The sequence below is a fragment of the Crocosphaera sp. UHCC 0190 genome (genome assembly GCF_034932065.1).
Classification (GTDB): Bacteria; Cyanobacteriota; Cyanobacteriia; order Cyanobacteriales; family Microcystaceae; genus UHCC-0190.
Genome location: NZ_JAYGHP010000005.1, coordinates 142,254 through 167,950, shown reverse-complemented (window position 1 = coordinate 167,950; position 25,697 = coordinate 142,254). Strand labels below are relative to the sequence as shown.

The 25,697-nt window shown below is 40.4% G+C and carries 20 protein-coding genes and 1 tRNA gene; 11 read left to right on the top strand and 10 right to left on the bottom strand.

What is annotated here, in order from left to right:
• Positions 1-85 precede the first annotated feature (85 nt).
• A complete protein-coding gene (pyrE, locus tag VB715_RS10005; RefSeq protein WP_323301054.1) occupies positions 86-697 on the top strand; it encodes an orotate phosphoribosyltransferase in 612 nt (203 codons plus the stop codon).
• A 38-nt stretch (positions 698-735) separates the two neighbouring features.
• Here the strand turns inward: pyrE and VB715_RS10000 are convergent, their stop codons facing one another.
• Entirely contained in the window at positions 736-936 is a 201-nt protein-coding gene (locus VB715_RS10000; protein ID WP_323301053.1) for an acetylglutamate kinase, read from the bottom strand.
• 480 nt (positions 937-1,416) lie between these two features.
• Here VB715_RS10000 and VB715_RS09995 point away from each other — a divergent pair, with 480 nt between their 5' ends.
• Together VB715_RS09995 and VB715_RS09990 are read left to right on the top strand one after the other, a co-directional pair.
• Complete coding sequence (locus VB715_RS09995; protein ID WP_416336921.1) at positions 1,417-1,770, top strand: STAS domain-containing protein; 354 nt, start codon at positions 1,417-1,419, stop codon at positions 1,768-1,770.
• 101 nt (positions 1,771-1,871) lie between these two features.
• Entirely contained in the window at positions 1,872-4,493 is a 2,622-nt protein-coding gene (locus VB715_RS09990; protein WP_323301052.1) for a TIGR03960 family B12-binding radical SAM protein, read from the top strand.
• A gap of 7 nt (positions 4,494-4,500) precedes the next feature.
• Here VB715_RS09990 and VB715_RS09985 read toward each other — a convergent pair whose 3' ends face one another.
• Positions 4,501-5,049 (bottom strand): PAS domain-containing protein, encoded by a 549-nt coding sequence (locus tag VB715_RS09985; protein ID WP_323301051.1) that lies wholly within the window; start codon positions 5,047-5,049, stop codon positions 4,501-4,503.
• Between the two features lie 156 nt (positions 5,050-5,205).
• The gene (locus VB715_RS09980) at positions 5,206-5,583 is read right to left on the bottom strand and encodes a hypothetical protein (RefSeq protein ID WP_323301050.1); all 378 of its coding nucleotides are present in this window, start codon (positions 5,581-5,583) and stop codon (positions 5,206-5,208) included.
• A gap of 253 nt (positions 5,584-5,836) precedes the next feature.
• Between VB715_RS09980 and VB715_RS09975 the strand changes: the two genes are divergently transcribed.
• From VB715_RS09975 to VB715_RS09965, 3 genes are all read left to right on the top strand, one after another.
• The gene (locus tag VB715_RS09975; protein ID WP_323301049.1) at positions 5,837-7,081 is read left to right on the top strand and encodes an FAD-dependent hydroxylase; all 1,245 of its coding nucleotides are present in this window, start codon (positions 5,837-5,839) and stop codon (positions 7,079-7,081) included.
• Between the two features lie 269 nt (positions 7,082-7,350).
• A complete protein-coding gene (locus tag VB715_RS09970; RefSeq protein ID WP_323301048.1) occupies positions 7,351-7,473 on the top strand; it encodes a hypothetical protein in 123 nt (40 codons plus the stop codon).
• Between the two features lie 168 nt (positions 7,474-7,641).
• A complete protein-coding gene (locus VB715_RS09965; RefSeq protein ID WP_323301047.1) occupies positions 7,642-8,133 on the top strand; it encodes a DUF1269 domain-containing protein in 492 nt (163 codons plus the stop codon).
• 105 nt (positions 8,134-8,238) lie between these two features.
• Here the strand turns inward: VB715_RS09965 and VB715_RS09960 are convergent, their stop codons facing one another.
• A complete protein-coding gene (locus VB715_RS09960) occupies positions 8,239-9,402 on the bottom strand; it encodes a DUF58 domain-containing protein (protein ID WP_323301046.1) in 1,164 nt (387 codons plus the stop codon).
• Positions 9,403-9,617: 215 nt separating this feature from the next.
• Between VB715_RS09960 and recG the strand changes: the two genes are divergently transcribed.
• A complete protein-coding gene (gene recG / locus VB715_RS09955; RefSeq protein WP_323301045.1) occupies positions 9,618-12,077 on the top strand; it encodes an ATP-dependent DNA helicase RecG in 2,460 nt (819 codons plus the stop codon).
• Positions 12,078-12,099: 22 nt separating this feature from the next.
• Here recG and VB715_RS09950 read toward each other — a convergent pair whose 3' ends face one another.
• The 5 genes from VB715_RS09950 to VB715_RS09930 all read right to left on the bottom strand — a co-directional run bounded on the left by VB715_RS09950 (position 12,100) and on the right by VB715_RS09930 (position 16,078).
• On the bottom strand, positions 12,100-13,968 hold the full coding sequence (locus VB715_RS09950) for an RNB domain-containing ribonuclease (RefSeq protein WP_323301044.1): 1,869 nt from the start codon (positions 13,966-13,968) through the stop codon (positions 12,100-12,102).
• A 52-nt stretch (positions 13,969-14,020) separates the two neighbouring features.
• Positions 14,021-14,092 (bottom strand) — tRNA-Lys (locus VB715_RS09945).
• Positions 14,093-14,155: 63 nt separating this feature from the next.
• Positions 14,156-15,028 carry an aldose epimerase gene (locus tag VB715_RS09940; RefSeq protein ID WP_323301043.1) on the bottom strand — a complete coding sequence of 291 codons (873 nt, stop codon included), beginning with the start codon at positions 15,026-15,028 and terminating at the stop codon, positions 14,156-14,158.
• An 8-nt stretch (positions 15,029-15,036) separates the two neighbouring features.
• Complete coding sequence (locus VB715_RS09935; protein ID WP_323301042.1) at positions 15,037-15,741, bottom strand: SEC59/DGK1/VTE5 family protein; 705 nt, start codon at positions 15,739-15,741, stop codon at positions 15,037-15,039.
• Between the two features lie 64 nt (positions 15,742-15,805).
• Complete coding sequence (locus VB715_RS09930; RefSeq protein WP_323301041.1) at positions 15,806-16,078, bottom strand: helix-turn-helix transcriptional regulator; 273 nt, start codon at positions 16,076-16,078, stop codon at positions 15,806-15,808.
• A 316-nt stretch (positions 16,079-16,394) separates the two neighbouring features.
• Here VB715_RS09930 and VB715_RS09925 point away from each other — a divergent pair, with 316 nt between their 5' ends.
• The 4 genes from VB715_RS09925 (at position 16,395) to VB715_RS09910 (ending at position 22,738) form a co-directional block, all read left to right on the top strand.
• On the top strand, positions 16,395-17,879 hold the full coding sequence (locus VB715_RS09925) for a glycosyl hydrolase family 57 (protein WP_323301040.1): 1,485 nt from the start codon (positions 16,395-16,397) through the stop codon (positions 17,877-17,879).
• Between the two features lie 436 nt (positions 17,880-18,315).
• Positions 18,316-20,340 carry a GspE/PulE family protein gene (locus VB715_RS09920; protein WP_323301039.1) on the top strand — a complete coding sequence of 675 codons (2,025 nt, stop codon included), beginning with the start codon at positions 18,316-18,318 and terminating at the stop codon, positions 20,338-20,340.
• A 33-nt stretch (positions 20,341-20,373) separates the two neighbouring features.
• Positions 20,374-21,480 carry a type IV pilus twitching motility protein PilT gene (locus VB715_RS09915; RefSeq protein WP_323301151.1) on the top strand — a complete coding sequence of 369 codons (1,107 nt, stop codon included), beginning with the start codon at positions 20,374-20,376 and terminating at the stop codon, positions 21,478-21,480.
• Positions 21,481-21,523: 43 nt separating this feature from the next.
• Positions 21,524-22,738, top strand: coding sequence for a type II secretion system F family protein (locus VB715_RS09910; RefSeq protein ID WP_323301038.1), 1,215 nt, complete (start codon positions 21,524-21,526; stop codon positions 22,736-22,738).
• Positions 22,739-22,874: 136 nt separating this feature from the next.
• On the opposite strand, the gene VB715_RS09905 is transcribed toward VB715_RS09910, so the two are convergent.
• Positions 22,875-25,676, bottom strand: coding sequence for an ATP-binding protein (locus VB715_RS09905; protein ID WP_323301037.1), 2,802 nt, complete (start codon positions 25,674-25,676; stop codon positions 22,875-22,877).
• Between the last annotated feature and the right edge of the window lie 21 nt (positions 25,677-25,697).

The window sequence follows — 25,697 nt, the reverse complement described above, 5'->3', positions numbered from 1 at the left end:
CTTTAGATCCGGTTTGACCAACCGTATTCTAGCGAATTTTTCTGCCCGCGTCTTTTGACTTGAAGTTTTATCCCAATATATTATTATGTCTTCTGATTCTTCCCCTATAATTTCTCTGGCAACGGCTGAGTTATCAGAATTACGTTCTTATCTTCTTAATCTCTTGGTTGATCACGCTTACCAAGAAGGGGATTTTGTCTTGTCATCAGGTCAACCGAGTTCCTATTATATCAATGGTAAACAAGTGACCTTAATGGCTCAAGGGGCTTTGGCCATGGGGCGGCTTTTATTATCTTTGTTGCCATCAGGAACCCAAGGAGTCGCGGGCTTAACTCTGGGGGCTGATCCCCTGGTGACGGCGGTGAGTGTGGTTTCTGCTTACGAAAATTGTCCGATTCCTGCCCTAATTATTCGCAAAGTGGCGAAAGGCCACGGCACACAAGCTTATATTGAGGGGCCAACCTTGGCACCAGGGACTCCCATTGTGGTGCTTGAAGATGTGGTGACGACGGGAAAATCAGCAATGTTGGCGGTGGAAAGGTTACGTGCTGCGGGTTATCGGGTACAGACCATCATTTCTTTAGTGGATCGAGACCAGGGAGGGGCGGCCTTTTATCAGGATCAAGGGTTAGACTTTATTTTTGTATTTTCGATTCGGGAAATTCAAGAAACTTATTCACAAAAAATGTCGTCCTAATCTTAGTCAAAGATGGCATTTAACACAAATACTTCAATTTATCGTTGATGACTTAACGCTAAACGAATGCGCCCTTCATCCATTTCATACATGAGTAACTCTAAGGCCTCATAATCAACATCGGAAATGTATCCTAAGCGAGTTAATTCATGATTAATGGCAGTTTCTATTTCAGGAGTTAATTGTTTAAGATATAAGGCTTTTTCGACTAATTGGCGAATTAAAGGAGGTGTATTCACAGATTTACTCTCCGCTCTTGACAAAGGGGCATTTTAGGCTAAGTTGGTATATGGATCAAGAAAATACATGGATGATGATCCTTCGATTATGGTCTTTAGGATCTTTTGATAATGACTATGATCTTAGTAAATCATTATTAGGTATCTGTCTTTTGTAGCTTGCTTAACTTTTTTTAACAAAAAAATTGATATAATGCTAAACTATCAATCATCTTGACCAAGATCCAAATAGTTTGAGGGACAAATTAGTCCAAACTTGAGAAAAATTATCCTGTATTAAATGCAGTTCCTCGAACTTAAACTATCAGCAAAATTAACGGGTAAGATTCCTCAAGGAATATTAACCAACCGTTAAACAATGGTTAAGCTCCCATTTAAAATTCTATCACCGGAGCTAATCAAAGGATCATTGCTAGATAAACTGATTATAATTTAGTCAGTATATAGAAGAATCAACGTTTGAAAAGAAGGTAAATCCAAATGATGGGGAGCAATTTGATCAGTTTTAAAACAGCCATTCTGGAACCAAGTGGTTATATTACTGCGGCAAATGTCACAGAATTTCAGCTAGAATTAACCAAATTTGTCAGGGATAATGATTACTCTACTTTTTTAGTTGATATGCACAGAGTTGAGTTTATTGATAGTGCGGGGTTAATGGCCCTAGTTTCTGCGTTTCGTCTGGCCCAAACATTAAACAAACGGTTTACGGTTTGTTCCCTAGCTCCCTCTGTTCGCATTATCTTTGAATTAACCCAGTTAGATAGAGCTTTTGAAATCTATGAAACACGCCAAGCTTATGAAGTGACATTAGGAGAAACTATCGCTGCTTAATACCAAAAAACCAAGGATTATCTTAAGTGCTGCCGACTCTTCCATACTTCCGGTATATTAGAGAGGCTAAGAGTTAGCTGCTCAGTACCGGAGGTTTATTCGTGGCCATTGCTGTAGAAAAACTGATTACCGCTGAAATTGCGAAACCCGCACGTTATCTCGGCAATGAATTGGGGGCCAAACATAAACCCTGGGACAGTGTTAATGTGCGCTGGGTACTCACTTATCCAGAAGTTTATGAACTGGGTGCTTCTAATTTGGGGCATATTATTCTTTACAACATCCTCAATGCCCAACCCCGTCAACTGTGCGATCGCGCCTATCTACCTGCACTTGACTTATCAGCTAAATTACGGGAAACTAACACCCCCTTATTTGCCTTAGAGTCCCGTCATCCTCTTACGGATTTTGATATCTTAGGCTTTAACCTCAGTTATGAACTGGGGGGGACTAATATTTTAGAAATGCTCGATTTAGCGGGTATTCCCTTGACGTGGAAGGAACGGGAACTTGGGAACTATCCGCTAATCTTTGCGGGAGGCCAAACGGCAACCTCTAACCCTGAACCCTTTGCCGACTTTTTCGACTTTATGGCCTTGGGAGACGGAGAGGAATTATTACCCGAAATTGGCCTAATTATTGAACAAGGAAAAGCCAACCAGTTAAGCAAAGAAGCCTTATTATTAGACTTGGCACAGGTTCCAGGGGTTTATGTTCCCCGTTTCTATGATGTCACCGACGCGGGTTCCGTTATTCCCAACCGTGCTGATGTCCCTACTAAAATTTTACGCCGGGTGGCCGATCCCATGCCAGCTTATGCCATTGGGTTAGTGCCATTTATTGAAACAATACACGATCGCTTAGTAGTAGAAATTCGGCGCGGATGTACTCGTGGTTGTCGTTTTTGTCAACCAGGAATGTTAACCCGTCCTGCAAGAGATGTCAAACCCGAAGATGTGATCGAAACCATCGAACGGGGAATAAGAGAAACGGGACATAATGAGTTTTCTTTACTGTCTTTGAGTTGTTCCGACTATTTGGCCCTGCCAGCAGTGGGAACGGAGATTAAAAACCGTCTCAAGGATGAAAATATTACCCTTTCCTTACCCAGTCAACGGGTTGATCGCTTTGATGAAGATATTGCCAACATTATTGGGGGAAACCGTAAGTCAGGGTTAACTTTTGCCCCCGAAGCAGGAACCCAGAGAATGCGGGATGTGATCAATAAAGGGTTAACCAATGAGGAGTTATTGCGCGGTGTCAAAACTGCCGTTGAACAAGGTTGGGATAAGGTTAAACTCTATTTTATGATTGGGTTGCCAGGGGAAACAGATCTTGATGTCCTGGGTATTGTGGAGACGGTGCGCTGGTTACGTCAAGAATGCCGTATTCAGGGACGCAAACCCCTACAATTTACCATTACTGTCTCTAATTTTACTCCGAAACCTCATACGCCGTTTCAATGGCATTCGGTGTCAACTACAGAATTTAAGCGCAAACAGGAATTATTAAGGGAGGCTTTTCGCTCCTTAAGAGGGGTGAAAGCCAATTATACTGATGTGCGAATTTCGGGCATGGAAGACTTTGTGGGCCGGGGAGACAGACGCTTATCTCCTGTGATCCGTCGCGCTTGGGAATTAGGGGCCGGAATGGATGCTTGGTGGGAAAGCACGGAAAAGGCTTATGGTGCGTGGGAACAGGCGATCGAGGAAGCTGGGTTAAGTTGGAAGTATCGTCAGGTGGAAAGTGGGGAATGGAATATTTTTGCTGTTTCTGATACCTGTAGGGGCGAAGGGTCCTTCGCCCCTACCATGGCCGAATTATATGACGCGCCGTTACCTTGGGATCATGTTAATACAGGAATTGCTAAAACTTGGTTACAAGAAGACTTACAACGGGCTTTAGAGGCGACTACGGTTCCTGACTGCGCGTTTGAAGGATGTTCTCATTGTGGGGTCTGTGGCTTAGATTTTGGCCATAATATTGTGGTGGAACCCCCTCCCATTCCTGGGTTTAGCGGTCATTTCCAGGCTAATACAGAACGGTTGCAACGGGTTCGGGTCTTTTTTGGCAAAATTGGCGAAATGGCCTTAGTTAGCCACCTTGATTTGGTTCGGCTATTTGATCGGGTGGTGCGTCGTGCAGCGTTACCGATTTCTTTTACGGGAGGATATCATCCGGGCCCGAGAATTTCCATTGCTAATGCCTTAACTTTGGGGGTCACAAGTAATGGGGAAATTGTGGATTTTGAATTGACAAAAGCGATGGATATTGAAGCATTTCGTCACGCTTTAGTAGAAAAATTACCGTCAGATATTCCGGTTTATCGGGTTGAAGAAGTGCCGATTAATTCTTTAGCAGCAACCCGTTTATTAGAAAAGGCAGAGTATTTAATTACGGTGGGAAGCGATGAGGTGATTTCTCAGGAAATTTGGCAAAGTTGGGTCAATAATGTCTTGGAAAGGACTGAAATTTTTTGGAAAAAAACAACCAAGTCAGGGAAAAAGACAATGGTTAATTTACGCGATCGCCTATTTGCTTTATCCTTAGAATCAACGGATGACAATACTACTGTTTTGCGCTATGTGGGAAGTTGTCGCAATGATGGGACAATGTTACATCCTGAACAAGTTATCTTGATGTTAGATGAGGTTTCCGGGAAGGCATTAGAATTATTAAAAGTGCATCGTCAAGAGTTGATTTTAGGAGAGCGTGAAATCTGAGTTGTTGTTAAACGGTGACATCTCTTAGGGAAGCGACATAGGCAGTCTTTGACTCCCAAGTAATGCTAGAAACCCGCATTTCTGCCATAATCATGTGACCCCCAGGACGAAAAATTGTTACCTCTGTTTTTTCGTCTGCAATGGGCAATCCTAAAAAATGATTCATTAATTCAGATTTAGGACGAGCAAATAGTTGCTCGGCCGCTGGGTTAATAAACTGTACTTTTCCCTCATCATTAACCAGTAATAATCCATCTGCAACCCCCTCTAGAATTCGTTGACAATCGTTTTTGTTGAATTCTAGGTTATCTGGGTTTTTGAGTTGTTTAATAACTTTATCTTTGGCTTCTAATGCTTGCTTAAGTTTCTCATTTTCTTGGCTCAGTTGAGCGATAAAATCCTCACTGATGTTTTGATTATCTGTCTTTTTTCTCTTTTTGTTTATGGCTGGTTTCCCTTGAAATGAAAGTTTTTGAAAGAATGAGGCATTATTAAGAACAAAAGAATTAGAGACAAGAGCATCTAATAACTTGTCAAGCTGCAACTTCATTTTCATTGGGATTAGGAAATGATTTGTATGTCTTGACGATAACATCAGTTTAATCACTGTTCTGTACAAAATAGCACAATTTTATTTAGTTTATATACTAAATAATTGATTTTGTTTAGTTACTTGATTGATTAAAGTTAAAAACTGCTGATTCTGGTCAATTTACAGATTAGTTCTGATATTTAACGGAAAACAAAAATCTTGAATTCCTATTTTTAGGACATAAAACACCACAGGTATTACTAGAATATCTGGGCCGATTTTTGCTTCAATGAGATGATTAATCACAGGAATAATATGGCCTTGAGATATTTCTTGTTGTATTTGCTCTTGACACATTTCTACCCGATATCGTTTTGCTAAACCCTCTAACCAGTCTGTGCGATCAGGTAATTGCCCCGCAGCGATCGCCAGATTGATGGCCGCATCTTGCAAATCGCCATCACAAGCGTAAATTTCATCCAAAGCCATGATAGCATCGGGATAGTCGGCTAATTGGGAGCGATAATAAGTAATTTCTGAAGGAGTTAGAAAGGGCATAATTGGTCGGAATAAACAGGAGAGTGGTCATTATTGAACTAAGTGTGATAATTATTATAATTGTTTTTTATTCTCTTAAAAAATCATCAACGTTAAAAAGAGTGCCAATAATTCCCATATAATCAATCGAAATTGACTAATACTAAATTCTTTTAATTGTCACCCCCTGATGTTAATTTCTCTTGCATACTTTAAAAACTCGCGTCACAATAAAAGTAAACATTTGTATCTTGTTCTCCAATAATTCTCAAGCATGACCTCACCAACCATAACCTTAGCTCAATCAAACCCTGTTGCCCCATTAGATTGTGATTTAGCGATTGTAGGAGGGGGTATTGTCGGCGCAACCTTAGCTTTAGCTCTCAAATATTCAGGGTTAAAGATTAAGATGATTGAGGCGCAACCCCTAGAAAAAGTCGCATCTAGAGAGCGTTCTTATGCCCTTTCTCTGCTGTCTGGACGCATTTTTGATTCCCTTGGGGTTTGGTCAGAAATGTTGCCTCAGATTGGGAAATTTAGCCACATTCGTCTCTCAGATGCCGACTATCCAGAGGTGGTTAAATTTCAAACCGAGGACTTAGGGACAGACTATCTTGGTTATGTAGGGGAGCATGGGGTAATTTTACGCATCTTACAAAGAGCGATCGCGGATTGTTCTAATCTTGAGTGGTTATGTCCGGCCCAAGTCGTTAACGTCACCTATGAAGACACAGAAGCGATTATTACCCTGGAAAAAGAGGGAAAAACCCAACAATTACGCACAAAATTAGTGATCGGGGCTGATGGGCCGCGATCGCCTATTCGTACTTTAGCAGGGATTAAAACCCAAGGCTGGAAATATTGGCAATCTTGTCTCACCTTTACCATTAAACACACGGCCCCGCGCAATGATGTGGCTTTTGAGCGGTTTTGGTATAGTGGTCCCATGGGCATTTTACCCTTACCTGGAAACCGTTGTCAGATAGTTTGGACGGCTCCTCACGCCCAAGCAAAAGCGATTCAAGACTTAGAAAAAGGGGATTTTATCGCTAAATTACAAGAACGCACCCAAGAATCATTGGGAGAGATAGAATTAGACAGCGATCGCTATTTATTCCCCGTGCAGTTAATGCAGAGTCAACGTTATACCCAGTCTCGACTCGCTTTAGTGGGAGATGCGGCCCATTGTTGTCATCCGGTGGGGGGACAGGGGTTAAACTTAGGTATTCGAGATGCTGCGGCCTTAGCCCACGTTTTGCAAGCGGCCCATGAAAAAGGGGAAGATATTGGAGACTTACAAGTATTAAAACGCTATGAAAATTGGCGGAGATGGGAAAATTGGCTGATTTTGGGCTTTACTGACTTTTTAGATCGGTTCTTTTCTAACCATTGGTGGCCTTTGATGGTGGTACGTCGGTTAGGATTAAGGTTAATGGCTTGGTTGCCACCGTTGAAAAAGTTGGCTTTACAACTGATGACAGGGTTATTAGGCAAACATCCTCAACTCGCTAAGAACTAAATTAATGTAGGATTTAACAAAAATGTCGGGAGAAGTCTCCACCTAAAAATACTATCAAAATACCCACATTTTAGGCTTCCGTGAGCGTCAGCCGAACTGTGGGGACGGGGCTTATAAAGGGGCGAATGCGATTCGCCCCACAGCCCCTCATGAATCCCGACCAACAAATAAACTGCAAAGTACAATATTTCTTGGATTTGTGCGACAATACTGGGGATTGGTTGCTGACCAACCTGACTGACTAAGAGGCCACGCATTGCGTATAAAGTATGTACTCGGCAGATTCAGGGAAGCCCAAAGCCCGCTATCTCGATCGGCAGAAGATATGGTTAGTAGGACGAAAAGCAATAACTCCTTGGGAAGCAGGGAGTCTGCCTGTGGACGCGGTGTAAGACCAAAATCAGACTTGTTTGGTGGAGGCGACGGCGGTTGAGACGGGAAACCTCGAAGACGAATAAGACCGTCCTAAATCTTTGTTGTGTTGGGAAGCCCCAACTATAACGAAGTTGAGTTGGGGTACTTCACTGTGTCACAAAATTCATTAAAACCTCACTAAAATTATGGCAACTTTGACTGTTTGGAAATTTAATACTGCTGATGGGGCCGAAAAAGCATTAACTAAATTAGCACCCTTGCAAAAAGAGCATGTCATTGAAATTAAGGACGCAGCTACCGTTTCTTGGCCAGAAGGTAAAAAGAAACCTAAAACCAAACAGGCGATCAATTTAGTCGGTTTAGGAGCCTTAGATGGGGCTTTTTGGGGGTTACTCTTCGGATTAATCTTTTTCTGTCCCATTTTCGGGATTGCCCTTGGTGCATCGATGGGAGCTTTAGGGGGTTCTCTCAAGGATTATGGCATCAACGACAACTTTATTAATGATGTCAAAAGCAAAGTAACGGAAGGGACATCGGCACTCTTTTTATTCACGGGTAATGTAACCCTTGATAAAGTAGAAGAAGCTTTAGGTGACACAACTGCCGAACTAATTCAGTCTAATTTATCCAATGAAGAAGAAGCTAAACTGAGAGAGCATTTTAGCCCAGAAGTTTAGATTTTTTATGAGGGAAGCTAACTGAATATCCCGATAAAGTTAGCTTCCCTGAATTAATATGGTAAGTAAAATATGAAAGAAATTTTGATTGAATTTGTGAAATTATTAAAAAGAACGAGGAGGTTGTTGTAATTGAGAGGTTAAAGGTTGTTCATTATTAATCATCAATCCAGTTAAATTATTAGCAAAGAATGAAGTAATTTTTTCTGTTTCTTGAGAAAACATTACCCAACGACTGCCTGGAGGAAGACTGTTTAAAGTAGCTGAATTTTCAGTAATCCAAATTAAGGGAATTTTAGGCAAATCAGCATCTTTTCTGGTTTCTTCCGTCTCCACGGCGGCCAAGGTTTCTAAAACTGTACGATTACCATGAATTAACCCGGTCTTAGCTGTCCACAATTTAACATTAAGTTGGGCGCGATTAGCATAAAAATACAAAGAGGCCGCCACAATAACCCCCTGTTCAAAATTATCTTCTCCCCACTGAGAACTACTATCGAGGGCGATCAGAATTTCTTCACCCCCTGTGATCACTTCTAATTCTCGCACCTGAAACTCCTCAAACCGCGCACTGGTACGCCAATGAATCATCCGCATCGGATCACCATAACGATAGGGACGTAATGCCTTTGTTACCCCTTCCTGAGCAGCCTTAAAACGGCGATCGCTTTGCATCTGATCATTTTCATCTTGGCCCAAAGTATCCACCAAAGGACATCGACTCAGGGGTAAAATTTGGGGATAAATAACCGCTTTGGCCGGAACTTCTTGGGTACGACGACACCAAAACAGTCCGAGGGGTGAACCACTCCGCAACTGTACCTCATGCCAATGATAAACCCCTCGTCGTTGGGTTGGAACATAATAAGTCCAATGATGTTCTTCTTGGGGGGGAATGACTTCTATGGCGGTTTTTTGGGGTTTATCAATGACCCTCGGCAGCATATCCCCTAATTGTAGTAAGGCTTTGGGGTTTTTTGTGGTATTTTGAATAACAATTTCGACGGTGAGGTCGTCTCCCGCACTCACTGCGGTAATGGGATGACGACGCACCTGTAAATGATTGAGCGATCGCAGGGAAAGTATCGCCCCTAAACCCAATAAAGCGGCAATAGTGCCACTTAAGACATATAACCATCCAGCCATGGTATTGGTGGCGGCCCCAAAAAAACAAAGGGCCAGGCCGGCCAATAACCAACCACTAAATGCAGGAGTGGCCCAGTGGGTTTCTAACCATTCCGTGATAGAAAAAGATGCTTTACTGGCCATGGGATAAGTTGATAATTTGTGGCGTTATTACTTGCTTTTTGTATCATAGCAAGAGTTGATTCAATTAAAAGTTAAGTTTGCATAAATTCTGTTAGAAACTAAATTAGATAAACAGCAACTCCATATTTGATATAATTGAATCAATGAAATAAAATGAGTAATAATTGTTTACTCATGGCACAATAAGAAGTCTCAAAGTTCACCGATAAACGAAAATGTCCGCAGCAACACCAGAGTGGGTACGCCTAGATCAATCCCTATCAATTGAAGCAGAAAAAGGATTTACCAATTTACAGGGTAATCAATACCGTTTTCATGAGTTTTTATGCCTTAATTTTGGTCAAAATCCTCCGGTGGGAACCCCTACCAGGGATCGCACAAGATGGCAAGATTTTGCCACTCAATATGCTAATTATGATCACTTGACAACGACACAACGGAAAACCTTAATCATCCAAACCCGTCAATTTTTATATCAACTGAGACGGACATTAGAAACCCCGACAGAACCCCCACCGCCAAAGTTACCAAAAACCGCCCCAATTACTGATAATAAATCTGCTCTCCGTCCGATTACTTTGGATCAATCTTTAAGTACCTTAGCAGAAGTGGGTAATTACAAGGGAGAATTATTAAAAAAGTTAGGACTATATACGGTTAAAGATATATTATTTTATTATCCCCGCGATCATATTGATTATGGCCGTCAAGTGACGATTTCTCATTTAATTCCTGGGGAAACGGTGACGATTATAGGAACAGTAAAACGTTGTAATTGTTTTACCAGTCCCAAGAATCAAAAACTAAGTATTTTTGAATTGGTTTTGCGAGATCATACGGGACAAATTAAATTAAATCGCTTCTTTGCTGGCCCCCGTTTTACGAATAAAGGATGGCAAGAAAGACAAAAAAGATTGTATCCCTTAGATGCAGTAGTTGCCGCTTCAGGATTAGTGAAAGAAAATCGTTATGGACTAACCTTAGAAAACCCAGAAATTGAAGTTTTAGACAGTTTAGGAGCAAACATTGAATCCTTAAAAATTGGTCGAGTTTTACCCGTTTATCCCTTAACGGAAGGGGTAGGGGCTGACTTAGTTCGTAAGGTAATCATTGCTTGTTTAGAGGCAATAAAACAAATAAAAGATCCCTTACCTGTGGAGTTAAGAAATGAGTACGGATTGATCAAATTAAAAGAAGCGATCGCTAATATACATTTTCCAGAAAATCCTGAATTATTAGCCCATGCAAGAAGAAGATTGGTCTTTGATGAATTCTTTTATTTACAGTTAGGATTTTTGCAACGTCGTCAAGCGCAAAAAGAAACCGAAAAGAGTGTTATTTTTGCCCCTGAAGGACATCTAATTAAACAATTTAATCAAATTTTACCCTTTAAATTAACCAATGCTCAAGAACGGGTAATTAATGAAATTTTAGAGGATTTAACCTCAGAAAATCCCATGAATCGTTTAGTACAGGGAGATGTAGGGGCAGGGAAAACTATTGTGGCTGTTTTTGCCATTTTAGCCGCCTTACAATCAGGTTATCAAGCGGCTTTAATGGCCCCAACTGAAGTCTTAGCAGAACAACATTATCGTAAATTAGTTACTTGGTTTAACTTATTATATTTACCCGTAGAATTGCTGACAGGTTCTACAAAAACTGCTAAAAGAAGAGAAATCCATCGTCAATTAGAAACGGGAGAATTACCCCTATTAATAGGAACTCATGCTTTAATTCAAGACCCTGTAAACTTTCAAAAATTAGGCTTAGTGGTCATTGATGAACAACACCGTTTTGGGGTACAACAAAGGGCTAAATTATTAGCGAAAGGACAAGCACCCCATGTTTTAACCATGACAGCGACCCCCATTCCTCGCACCTTAGCTTTAACTTTACATGGGGATTTAGATGTGAGTCAAGTTGATGAATTACCCCCAGGAAGACAACCCATTCAAACCACAGCATTAACGGGCAAAGAACGCACTCAAGCTTATGATTTAATTCGTCGAGAAGTAGCCCAAGGGAGACAAGTTTATATTATTTTTCCCATGATTGAAGAATCAGAAAAGTTAGATGTTAAAGCAGCCGTAGAAGAACATCAAAAACTCTCAGAAACCGTATTCCCTGACTTCAAAATCGGTCTATTACATGGTCGGATGAGTTCCGCAGAGAAAGATGAAGTATTAACCGCATTTCGAGATAATAACTATCAAATTATTGTCTCAACAACCGTCATTGAAGTGGGGGTTGATGTTCCCAATGCAACGGTGATGTTAATTGAAAATGCCGAACGATTTGGCCTATCACAATTACATCAATTAAGAGGGAGAGTGGGACGAGGTTCTCATAAGTCCTATTGTTTATTAATGAGTAGTAGTAAAACCCCTGATGCAAGACAAAGATTAAGTGTGTTAGAACAGTCCCAGGATGGCTTTTTTATCTCAGAAATGGATTTAAGATTTCGGGGGCCAGGAACAGTTTTAGGAACCCGTCAATCCGGTTTGCCTGATTTTGCTTTAGTGAGTTTAGTGGAAGATCAAGAGGTATTAGAATTAGCAAGAATTGCAGCTGAAAAAATCATCTTTCTTGATAAAAATTTAGGGGGAATGTATTCTCTGAAAAAAGAGTTAGAAGAACGGTATAAAAAGCTGATGGGAGGGGAAATTTTAACATAAACCAGTTATATTAGTTTCCTAGCTAACTTCTGAGCCGTTCAAGATCAGCGATCGCCTTCAAGGAAGCCATCGTCTTCGCCTCTTTCTTAGATGATGCAACAGCTTCAGTTTCCAGGATAAGGTCATCGAACCAGGAAACGCGACAAGAACACCGCCATTTATCCTGCACTTTATTGAAGAAATAGGCCGGTTTTTTGAACTTCAGTTGCTGTAGGTTATCATGTAGATAACCTACGGGACAATCCCTGGCTTCTTCTGGAACAAGAGATAGATCAATTTCTGCGATGCCGTATTCGATGATAGAGTCCTCGATAGTCTCCGTTATTGCCACGTCTTGTAGAGAACTTTTGTCGATCAACTTTGATGGCACTAAGTTCTGTTCAAAGACCCCCTGTAATAACAAGCAATTAGCCTGATGTTTTGCTGCTTGTTTCGTGGTGGCAATTGCAGGAACGCTGGTGGTTTCACCTTCAAAGACAGACCAAAAAGCAAATTTTCCTGATGCCGTTGTTTTTTCGAGATATTCCAGGGTTGTCTGGTTAATGGCACTGGCTATCTGTAAGGTCTGAGTAGCATGGGCAGGTTGTTCTTCTATATAGCCTAACAACTTCTCTTTAATCAAGGCTTTATTCTCAGGGTCTTGATACTCGCCAAATGCCAAATAATAGAGATCCACTGGTTTTAGTTCCCTAGCCTCTAATCTGGCGATCGCCTCTGGCACCATTTGATCTAACTTAGAAACCTTGAGGCTATCTTTGAGAATCTTAGAAAAATCTTTGTCAGACAGGCCTTGGAGTTTACCACGTTTTTGCAGAAGATTCACCGTCTGACTGAGACGTTTTTCGCGGTAATGATCATTGCGCTTTTCTTTAACTTCTTGTCGCTTTTGATTGATGTGTTCAGCTATACCCTCTAAGTCTTCCACGGTGTAGGGGGACTCGGCGTTATCGATGAAAACGGCTTTGAGAATACGGTGGTTAACGTAATCAGCCACACGACGAATCGGGGAAGTAAAGTGAGTGTAAGCAGGGAGGGATAAAGCAAAGTGACCGATGACGGCCGGGGAATAAGTCGCCGCATTTAACCAACTTTGCAACTTCTGTCGTATGAGTTCGGGTAAACCTAATGTGGTCAAGGTTTCGATTAACTCCTTGCTTTTCGGTGCTACGGCCGAAGCTGTATGATTGCGATAAAGTAGAGGGAGTTGATGCTGCTCAGCTAAGTTCGCCACTGCTGTATTAGCCAAGATCATGAATTCTTGGATGATCTGCTGAGAATGGTACATTGATGTTTCAACGAGTCGTCCTTCTTCATCTAAAGTGACACCCCCGACGGTCGTTTGACCAATCGCGCCTAGACTTTGCCGTTTCCAGGCGAATTTCTGAGCCCAGACTTCACAGTAACGCAATACTTGGAAAAACGGATTGGAGGGGTCATTGAGGGTGGCATCGGCTGAGCCGTAGGAAAACTGCTTAAGGCTAGTTAAATGGGTTAATAATAATTGTGTTTTCTTAATATTCGCTGATTCGTCCAAAGTTACCCGAATGGTCACAGTTAACCTTAGTTGGTTCTCCAGTAAAGATAGTTTATCCTCGGACAATTCATGGGGAAACATTGGCTCTATCCTTGATGCCATATAGTTAGTGGCCACTTGTGATATTGCTTGTTCTTCTAAGCTTGAACCCATGGGAATTAAGGCAGTCACGTCTGAGATATGCACGTCAATCACGACCCCTGATGGCTTCGGTTGTATCCAGATCGCATCATCGAGATCTTTCGAGGTTTGCCCATCAATAGTGAAGCCTAATACCGCTTCTCTGTTTGATACCAAGATGGGTTCATCGAGTAATTGTTGGATTTCACTGCGGATAATCGGTGATGATTTCGCCACGCTTTCAGAGTATAATCGTTTTTTTTGATTATACCCCCTACACATCCTGAAATGGGTCGCCTGGGATTCGAACCCAAGACCGATCGGTTAAAAGCCGAGTGCTCTACCGCTGAGCTAGCGACCCGTTGTGTTTTCCACACACGATTTCTAATCATAGCATGGAATTTTAGAGAAGGCAAGAGGTTTTCTAAATAGAAGCCACATTCATTTCTATTACTGCCTCATAGCTTGCTCCTGGGTCAAGTTCTGTGAGATTTTCTCCCGTTGCGATCGCATTCCGGGGCGCACTCCAGGGTTCTAAACAAATATAATCTTTCCCTTTCAACGTCCAAAACACAAAGGTAGAATAGGAATCTGACCAATTCAGAGTAAGTTTTAGTCCCCGTTGATGATCGGTCATACTGGCAGAAGAACGGGTTAAAGATTTAAAAGCTACATCAATTTCATCCGCATCAAAATCAAAGGTTCCCTCAAAAGGGACAATTTCTGTGCTGCTTTTCTCTTGATATGCGGATGAAGGAATATCAAAGGCTAATTTTGTTTTATCTTTGACCAAAAAATAGGGATGAAAACCAAAAGAAAAAGGCATTTTTTTCTCGGATTTATTGATGTATTGCTGACGAATTCGTAAAAATTTTCCCTCAAGTTCGTAGGTAAATTTTAATTGGAATTCAAAGGGATAAACGTTAAGAGTTTTGTCATTACTACTTAAGCTTAGGGTTAAGCTTGCACAAGAACTTGTTGATTGATCGATTACTTCCCAAGGTAAATCTCTGGCAAAACCATGTTGTTTTAAGGTGTAACTTTTGCCCTGGTAAATATAAGTATTATCCGGCAAATTACCACAGATAGGAAAGAGAATGGGAACTCCACCCCTGACACTTAATTCTGGGTGAGTAAATCGTTCTTCATCGAGAGAAAGAATCTCTTGACCTTGAATTGCCCAACGAGCAATAATTCCCCCTCTTTCGGGAACAACTTCTAGACGAGATAACGCCGTATCATCCGAGAGAATATAGGTAGAATATTGCTTCGGGTTGACAGAGATTGAAAATACCATAATTGTCCTTAAGATAAACCATGAATTAAATAGAAGGCGAGAAAGGCACTGCCCAAGGGAACGGTTAAATTATCAATTCCCAGTGCAGAAAAGGCTTCTAATCCCATTGCTACCATAGCAACAATTAAAGAAACTATCATCGTTATAGAGAATGATTCTCCCACGGATAATAAAATCAAACTGGTAACGAGAAAACTTACCCCCATCATAGTCAAAGACCCCTCCCAACTTTTGTTAACCCCTAACATTTGATAGGGGTGTCGTCCAAACTTTTGGCCAATAACAGCGGCCATTCCATCTCCCCAGGCCATTACCAGGATACCAATGACGAGATATTGGGGTTGTTGTCTTGACCAAAACCACTGAGCTAAAACGCCAATACTAACAGCATAAAAGAAAGTGCCTAAACTTTTGCGTCCTACACTATTAATACTGGGAAGAATGGGCAAAAAATAGGAAATTAAAGCAATAATACTCGCAATAAAAGAAGCTCCCACTAATACCCAAGGGGGAAGTTGTAGCCACCAAGCAATTAAAACAACATTTCCTGAGCCAATATGAACGATTTTACGGGTAAATTCGGCATTAGTACCCCGTAAACGGTTTAATCCTTCAGCCAGAGCAATAATAGCCCCTAAATACAGAATCACAAGACTGAGGGGATACCAAACAGAGAAAAGAGGGTTAAACAAAGAAAGTGAGTCAGACAACAATGTACAGTCAAAGAAAAGATTTACTCTTATCAGGTTATATTAAAGGCGGTCAGAAGTAGAAGTCCTATGGAACAAACTCACTGTATTGAACGATTTCAACCACTTCCTCTAAGTTTAATCCGAGTGCCTGTGTAATGCTGATAGCATTGGCAATATCTACCGCTTTTCCCCGAAAAAACCGTTCAATGGTACTTCTAGACACATGAAATTCTAATAATTCTTCTATATCTTCATAAGTAATTCGTTCACCACTTTTTGATTTTTGGGCTTCTCTAAGCTTGCGTTTTCCTGCGGGAGTTGCAGCAATACTTCGTTTGGTTTTGTGTGCTTGTGCCATAGGAGTCAATCTTGGTTTAAGCTGAGATCTCTATGGCTAGTATTCCCTGTAACTCCACAAAACTTTTCAGATCATGTAAATCAATATTTCATCCGTAATTTTGACTAAAAATCTCCCCTAGAAAACCAGCCCCTAGTGACTTCTATTTCACCCCATTCATTCCCTCAAATCATCAACAAATCATGACAATTTAGGTAAATCTTAAGGTTTACAAATCAAAAATGTATAGTATGATTCAAAGCAGGAGATTAATTTGCTTTAAGTGTGATGAGTAGCTAAATTATCCCTATCAAGAATCGAAGGAAAATAAATAAGTATGATTGCTACAGCACCCGCCTCCAATGGAACGAATATCCAAGGATTAAAACCAGAATTACCACCAATCAGTGGTTGGGAAGCAGAAATCACTTCAATTGTTCAAAACAATGATCAGGTTTTCTTACCCACTTCCAACATCAATTTAAGCAATATTAAAGCGGGTTTTGCTTGCGCCCTTCATATGCACCAACCCACCATTCCTGCTGGTGCCAACGGAGCGTTAGTTAGTAACCTCCAAAATATGTTTGAAAATCAAGGAATGGGCGATAATCATAACGCAGGGGTTTTTGCTTGGTGTTATAGCCGCATGGGTGATTTTATCCCCGAATTAGTGGCTAATGGTTGTAATCCTCGCATTATGTTGGACTATTCAGGAAATCTTTTCTGGGGACTCCAACAAATGGGACGGGATGACATTCTTAATAACCTCAAGCGCATTGCTTGTGATCCCCAATACCAGCCTTATGTAGAATGGTTAGGAACCATGTGGAGTCATGCTGTTGCTCCTTCTACCCCCATTCCTGACTTAAAATTACAAATTCAGGCATGGCAACATCAATTTGCCTCTATGTTTGGTTATGATGCCCTGAAACGGGTTAAAGGCTTTTCTCCTCCAGAAATGCACCTACCTAATAACCCTGATACCCTTTACGAATATATCAAAGCTCTTAAAGAGTGCGGTTATCGTTGGTTATTGGTGCAAGAACATTCCGTCGAACGCTTAGACGGTGCTAACCTATTGGGTGATGATAGATATGTTCCTAACCGTTTAGTGGCCCGTAATTCTCATGGTGAAGTCATCAGTATTACGGCCTTAATTAAAACTCAGGGATCTGATACTAAATTAGTCGCCCAAATGCAGCCCTATCATGAGGCCAAATCACGGGGACGGCAAAAAATTGGCAATGTAGAAGTACCTTGCTGTGTTTCCCAAATTGCTGACGGGGAAAATGGCGGTGTGATGATGAATGAATTCCCCAACGGATTTAATCCGACTTGGCATAACATTAAGGATAATTCTGATGTGGTGGGATTCAATGGCACTGAGTATATTGAACTCTTAGAAGCCAATGGGGTCAATCCTGATGATTATCCCGTTTGTCAGGCCAAAGGACAACACAAAATCTGGAACAAGGTAGATATTAACAATGTTACCCCAGAAGCAGTTGCCAATGCGATCGCCGATTTAAACGCCAACGATCACCAATTCCACATGGACGGTGCATCTTGGACAGATGACTTAAGTTGGGTTTCCGGTTACGAAAACGTTCTAGAACCCATGAACCAACTCAGTGCTGATTTTCACGCGAAATTCGATTCTTTAGTGCAACAAGATCCCAATGTTACCAGAACTCCTGAATATCAGGAAGCTCTGTTATACACCTTATTAGTGGAAACTAGCTGTTTCCGTTATTGGGGCCAGGGAACTTGGACAGACTACGCCCGTGAACTTTATAATCGCGGCGAAAAGTTAGTCAAATAACTTTCAGAATTGTTGGGTACATTAAAGGCGATCGCTTCTCTTAATTAGGGGCGATCTTTTTTTATTTTGTATTTTTTAAACAACAAAAAACCCCGATAATTAATCGAGGTCAAGTAGGAGAATATCAATGAGTTCTTAGAAGACATCGGGAGAAAAAAACTAATAATTAAAAGAGTTTTGATAGGTCAAGTCTTTATCTAAGCTGACTAGATTTAACTAAACTTAGTGTGCCCAGAATTCCAGAAATTATTAACACTGTTGTCTAAATAATTTAATTACGAAGGCCAAAACCCTTGTCCCACGGCAGGGGCGAACAGCCGTTCGCCCCTACAGGAATTTTGTGCAATTACTCATAGCAACAATTCTTACCCAACATGGTAATTTCGATCACAAGATTGGGAACACTGAATAGGTAAGCAGCTATGATTACTGCCTTATGACTTATTCGCCTTCTTCAAAACGCAGTCGGGCCGTTGCCCTGCGGAATTACTTTTCTCCCTTTGGTAACAAACTGATCGAAGCAGGTTTTGTCGGCCCTGATCAGATGAAACAAGCCCTTGTCGAAACCCGTAAGACTGGTCGTCCCTTGACCGATGTCTTACAAGTGATGACAGGTAAACAGTTACCCCCTGATCTAATCCGGCAATATAAAAAACACCACTTATTTGAACTCAAAATTCTGTACGGTGTCGATTCCATCGATCCAGAGGTGTCTCCGGTTGCCGATCGAGAGATGGCCGAATTAATTAACGCATTAATTCCTTTTGATATTTGTCGCCGCCACAAACTCTTGCCCCTTTCCAAACATGATGGCACACCCCCATCGGTTTTGGTGGCCATGGTTGATCCCGATAACTTAGCGGCCCAGGATGAACTCAACCGCATTTTACGGGCCAGAAACCTCGATTTGCGACGGATGGTCATTACCCAAGAAGATTATGACCGACTATTAGAACAGTATCATGAACTTCAAGGGGAAATTGATCTAGAAAATGAACGGTTAACCAAAGAGCAAGCCCTCCAAAAGATGGCTGATCTCACCGACATCGTGGGCAACCTCGATGCTAGTATGGCTGAGTCGAGTGATGAAAGTCATGATGCCCTTGACTCCAATGATGCCCATGAAGCCCCCGTTATTAATTTAGTTAATAAAATCCTGGCCAAAGCCCTCCAAGAAGGCACATCAGACATTCACATTGAACCCCAAGAAGAAACCTTAAGGGTTCGTTTCCGTAAGGATGGGGTACTGGTTCAAGCCTTTGATCCCCTGCCCCGAAAAGTCACCCCGGCGGTGGTGGCGCGGTTCAAAATTATGTCTGACTTAGATATTGCTGAACGTCGTTTACCACAAGATGGGAAGATTCGACGGATTTATCAAGGACGAAAGGTAGACTTTCGGGTTAATACCCTACCGAGTCGCTATGGTGAGAAAGTTTGTTTACGGATCTTAGACAACTCCGCCACCCAATTAGGGTTAGATAAATTAATTACCAACCAAGAAACCCTACAAATTGTTAGAGACTTGGCCAGTCGTCCCTTTGGTTTATTCTTGGTAACGGGGCCGACGGGAAGTGGTAAGTCTACCAGTTTGTATTCGGTGTTGGCCGAAAGAAATCATCCAGATGTTAATATCAGCACCGCCGAAGATCCGATTGAATACTCTTTGCCAGGTATTACCCAAGTTCAGGTAATTCGGGAAAAAGGCATGAACTTCGCCTCGATTTTACGGGCATTTATGCGACAAGATCCCGATGTCATTCTGGTGGGGGAAACTAGGGACGTAGAAACGGCGAAAACTGCGATTGAAGCGGCGTTAACGGGTCACTTGGTCTTAACTACCTTACACACTAATGATGCTGCTGGTGCGATCGCCCGTTTGGATGAAATGGGGGTAGAACCCTTTATGATCTCTGGGGCGTTATTAGGGGTATTAGCACAACGGTTAATGCGACGAGTTTGTAGTGAATGTCGCGTCCCTTATAACCCTAAAAAAGCGGAATTAGCCCGTTTTGGCCTATCGGCCTCCAATGAAGAGGAAGTAACCATTTACAAAGCGAATAAATTAACCCCAGAGGAAATTACAGAGGCCAAAACTCAAGGAACATTATGTCAAAAATGTAGTGGTACTGGTTACAAAGGACGGGTTGGGGTTTACGAAGTGATGCGGAATACAGAACGTATCCAAAGCTTAGTTAATGAGGGGGCCACCACTGATCGCATTAAAGAAGCGGCCGTTGAAGAAGGAATGATCACCATTCTGGCTTATAGTTTGCAACTGGTACAAGAAGGCTACACCACCCTAGAAGAAGTGGAAAGGGTCACATTTACTGATACGGGACTAGAAGCAGAATTAAAAGCCAAGCGCAAGAGTTCTCTCGAATGTAAAACCTGTTCTGCAGAATTACAACCGGAGTGGATGGACTGTCCCTATTGTATGACCCCCAGATTTATTAACAACTAACTTAACTCAATTTTAGGAGGCAAAATCATGGCGATGGATATGATGATTGAAGACTTAATGGAGCAACTTGTGGAGATGGGTGGCTCTGATATGCACATCCAAGCGGGTGCGCCTATTTACTTCCGTATTAGTGGGAAATTGGCCCCGATTGACGAAGAACCCCTTTCTCCTCAAGAAAGTCAAAAATTGATTTTTAGTATGCTCAATAATACTCAACGGAAAGAGTTAGAACAAAATTGGGAATTAGACTGTTCTTATGGGGTTAAAGGGTTAGCTCGGTTTCGGGTCAATGTTTATAAAGAACGGGGTTGTTATGCTGCTTGTTTACGGGCTTTATCTTCTAAAATTCCTAATTTTGAACAGTTAGGTTTACCCACAATTGTCCGAGAAATGGCGGAACGTCCACGGGGTATGGTGTTAGTTACCGGACAAACGGGGTCAGGAAAAACGACAACCCTGGCTGCTATTTTAGATTTAATTAATCGTACTAGAGGAGAACATATTCTAACGGTAGAAGATCCCATTGAATACGTTTTTCCTAATATTAAAAGCCTCTTTCATCAACGGCAAAAAGGGGAAGATACGAAATCTTTTGCTAATGCTTTAAAAGCTTCTTTACGGGAAGATCCAGACATCATTCTGGTGGGGGAAATGCGGGATTTAGAAACCATTGCTTTAGCCATCACTGCCGCAGAAACTGGACACTTAGTTTTTGGCACCTTACACACTAATTCAGCCGCAGGTACGATTGACCGGATTGTTGACGTATTTCCTGCTAACCAACAGGCTCAAATTCGAGCCATGTTATCTAACTCTTTGATTGCGGTGTTTAGTCAATGTTTGGTTAAAAAGAAAAGCCCCAAACCAGGAGAGTTTGGACGAGCAATGGCCCAAGAAATTATGATTGTTACTCCTGCTATTGCTAACCTGATGCGAGAAGGAAAAGCGGGTCAAGTTTATTCTGCTATTCAAACAGGGATGAAATTAGGAATGCAAACGATGGAACAAGCTTTGGCTAGTATGGTTGTTAGTGGCATGGTTTCTTTTGAAGAAGCTGTCTCTAAAAGTGGTAGACCCGATGAATTACAACGGTTAATTGGCGGCGCAACGACTGGCATAAAAGCCAAGGCTCGTCTCTAATTTTAATGATTAATAATTGATTGTTCATTATTCCTAAAAAAAGATGCCTACCTATATTGCTCAAGTTAAAGATGCGAAAGGAAAAATTTCCAAGACGAAAGTAGAAGCTATGTCCCCTGAACAAGCTAGGGCAATGCTTAGACAACAATATCCTGCTATTGGAAAAATTAAAAAGGCAGGAATGGAATTTGACTTTTCTGGCATAGAATCTATGCTAAATACGGTTAAAGTCAAGGATAAAGCAATCTTCTCTCGTCAGTTTTCTGTGATGATTAATGCGGGGGTTGCTATTGTTCGATGTTTAGGGGTTTTATCTGATCAAGCTAGTAATCCTAAAATGAAAAAAGCCTTAGTTGCTATTAGTGCTGAGGTGCAACAAGGGGTTAGTTTATCAGAAGCTTTAGCCAAGCATCCTGACTGTTTTGATCAGCTATATGTCAGTATGGTAGAAGCTGGAGAAACTGGGGGGGTTCTGGATGAAGTTCTTAACCGTTTAGCAAAACTTTTAGAAGATATGGCAAGACTACAAAACCAAATTAAATCAGCGATGGCCTATCCGGTTACAGTTGGTTTTTTGGCTGTGGTTGTTTTCTTTGCTATGACTATCTTTTTAATTCCTGTTTTTGCTAAAATTTTCCAAGATTTAGGGACAGAATTACCTGCTTTAACCCAATTTATGCTCTACCTCAGTGGTATTATGCGGAGTTGGAAAATTTTGATTCCTATTGTTTCAGTTATTGGCTTTGTCTTTGCCATTAAACAATACTATAAAACCCCTATGGGTCGCTTACAAATTGATAAATTTTTCTTAAAAATGCCTCTCTTTGGTGACTTAAATGAAAAGTCAGCAGTGGCTCGTTTTTGTCGGGTTTTTGGGACTTTAATGCGTTCAGGGGTTCCCATTTTAACCTCTTTAGAAATTGTCTGTAATACCGTCGGAAATAAGGTTATTTCTAATGCAATTGCCGGGGCCCAAGCAGAAATTCAACAAGGGGGAATGATGAGTTTGGCCCTACAAAATGCTAATGTTTTCCCGCAGTTAGCTATTCAAATGATTTGTATTGGGGAAGAAACAGGGGAACTGGATGCGATGATGATGAAAGTTGCGGATTTCTATGAGGATGAAGTTGAACAATCGGTGAAAGCATTAACCAGTATTATTGAACCGTTGATGATGGTTTTAATTGCTGGTATGGTAGGGGTAATTCTCTTATCAATGTATCTACCTATGTTCAAAATCTTCGATCAACTTGGTTAAGAAATCTAGAGAATCTAAGGGATGTAGAGACGTTTTGTGAAATGTCTCTACAAAAGTTTAACGATGAATTTTGATTGTCTATGAAATCATCAAATTACTAAGAATTTTATAAGAGAAACATAAAATTGTTTAGAAATCAAGTATTTTTCAGTAAATTCTCTAATTTTTTAACAATGTCTTCAAATTGATCTAGGGTTTTGGGTAAATCATCGATGGCTAATTCCTGTATCTGTCGGGCCAGGATTTTTCCGTAGTTGAGAAGAGGATAATATTGATATTCTTCTCCCCAAGTGTTTAGTTTTTGAGCAAATTTTCGTAAATCACCACTAATCATGGTCTGACATAATTTTTGCCAATTGTCTTGTTCTTGATAGCAATTATCTAAGAGGTCTTGCAGCATTTCTCTGTTTTCTGTCGTCACTAATATAATGTTTTCGTCAGATTCCTGTTGCTGCTGAGTCTCTCGGTGGGATAATTGTACAGTGGGAAATATCTCTTCCAATTTTAGCACTAATTCAGACCGACTAACAGGTTTTCTTAAAAATCCGTCACAAACTTTTTTGAGTTTCTCTTCTTCATTTTGCAGAAGGGAAGCGGTAATAATAATAATGGGAATATGTTTAGTTTTCGGATTGTCTTTTAAGAATTTGGCAGTTTTTTCTCCATCTAAATTAGGCATTCTCAAATCCAATAAAATTAAATCGGGGAGGTATTCTAATGTTTTATCAATCGCGTCTAAACCATTAGTTGCAAAGAGCAAATTATGGTGGGTATTCGTCAAATAATTGGCGATTAAATTGCGATTAGATTTTACATCATCAACAATGAGAATCATTAATTTAGAAAATTGCTCAAAATCATGGTCTAATCTGGGGATGTTATTCAGGAATTCAGTTTCTTCTAAAATTGTAATATTAGGAAAAACAAAGGTAAAAACACTGCCTTTTCCTAGTTGACTTTGGAGATAAATTGTCCCTTGTAAAATGTCAGTCAGTTTTTTGGTAATTGTCAGTCCCAACCCTGTCCCTTCATATTGTTTGGTACTGCTTTCTTCAATTTGAGTAAAAGCATCAAAAATTTTATCTTGTTGATTCAGTGGAATACCAATTCCAGTATCTTCTATGGTTATTTTAATCGTGGTTTTCAGGGGTTCATTAATCTGATTTATATTACCAAGGTTATTGACCTTAATTTTAATATATCCTTGATCTGTAAATTTAATCGCATTACCTACAATATTAAAGAGAATTTGACGTAAACGAACTTCATCAAATAAGATAATAGTGGGAACATCTGGAGCAATTTCAAGGTGAAAATCAAGCTGTTTTTCCGCAACTTTTTGTAAAAAAATATGATAGATTTCTTCCAGGAGTAAAGAGAGATTAACTGGGACATAATTAACCGATAGTTTTCCCGCTTCTATTTTCGATAAATCCAGAATATCATTAATTAATGCTAATAGGGTTTTTCCCGCAGAATTAATCGCCATCACATGGGAAAGGGTATGAGAATCAGTAACTGAGTCTTGCAGTAACTCACTAAACCCTAAAATCGCATTCATAGGGGTTCTAATTTCATGACTCATATTCGCCAAAAATTCACTTTTTGCTTGATTCGCACTTTCCGCTTTTTCTCTAGCTAATTCTAACTCATTTGTGCGTTCTTGAACTCGTTTTTCTAATAAATTAAAACTATCTTCTAATTGTTTAGTCATTAGGTTAAAAGATTTTACTAATTCCCCTAGTTCATCTTCTCTATCTATATCTATTTTATGATAGTTTCCTTCCCCAATTTTTTTAGCACTTTCATTGAGTTTTAGAATGGGATATGTCACCCATTTTGCTGTTAAAATACCAATCCAAATAGCTAAAATTAAAGCGAATAAACAAAGGATGATAGTATTATCAGTATTTTGATTAATTTGTCCCATGAAATCTGATTCAGGAACTACCACCACAATTAACCAATCTAATCCAAATTTATCTTGCCAGGGAACCACTTGAATAAATTGGCGATCGCCATTAATTTCAACCGTCAATTGCTGAGGTTTATTAATTAGATGAAAGTCCTTAAATTTCTTCTGTAAATATTGAGTTGTTTGCTGAATTAATGGATCATTAATGTCAATTGCAGCTAACCTTTGGGGGCGTTTATTTTTAATAATAAAAGAATTCTGGTGAGAAGAACTAGCTACCAAGTTTCCTGATCTTTCTATAATATAAGTTTTTCCTGATTCACCTAAATTTAAACCCCGCAAAAAATCACTAATTTGAGCAATAGTTAAATCCGTGGCGAGTATCCCTTTAAATATGCCTTTATTATCATAATAAGGTTGCCCTAAAGTAATAGCTAAAGTGGGGGGACTTACCCAAGAATAAATATCAGTCCAGGCAGGTTTATTTGCTTGTTTAGGAACCAAATACCAAGGTCGAACACGAGCATCAAAATTAGGAGCAATTTTTAACAGTTTACCCCGTTTTCCTTGGGGATCAATTTCATAAGTTCGTAGGGTTCCAGTAAATTCTGTTACCTGATAATTAAGAGTTCCATCATCATTAACTGCCAGACCAACAAATTCCCCATCTTTACGACCAAATTGAAGATAACTAATTGAATTAAAAACCTGACTTTGTCGCCAAAAATGAGGTTCCATTGTTTGGAGATTGTTGAAATCTAAATGATCTAAATCTAGCGCATTTTTGTTAAGTTGATTAACTTGATTAGGTGCATCTAAATAATTTTGTAGACGGGCAGAAATTTGGTTAGTTACTTCCCCCATTAATTGATTCGCTAAATTATTAACTGATACTTGTCCATTGCGAAAAGAAATATAGCCAACTAATCCAACTGTCCCCACAATTTGTAACACAAATGGAACAATCAAAACTGCTTGTAAGGGCAGTTTTTTTATGACTTGGTTAGTTTGTTTTAAAAACATTTTTATCAGTTAACCTTTGAC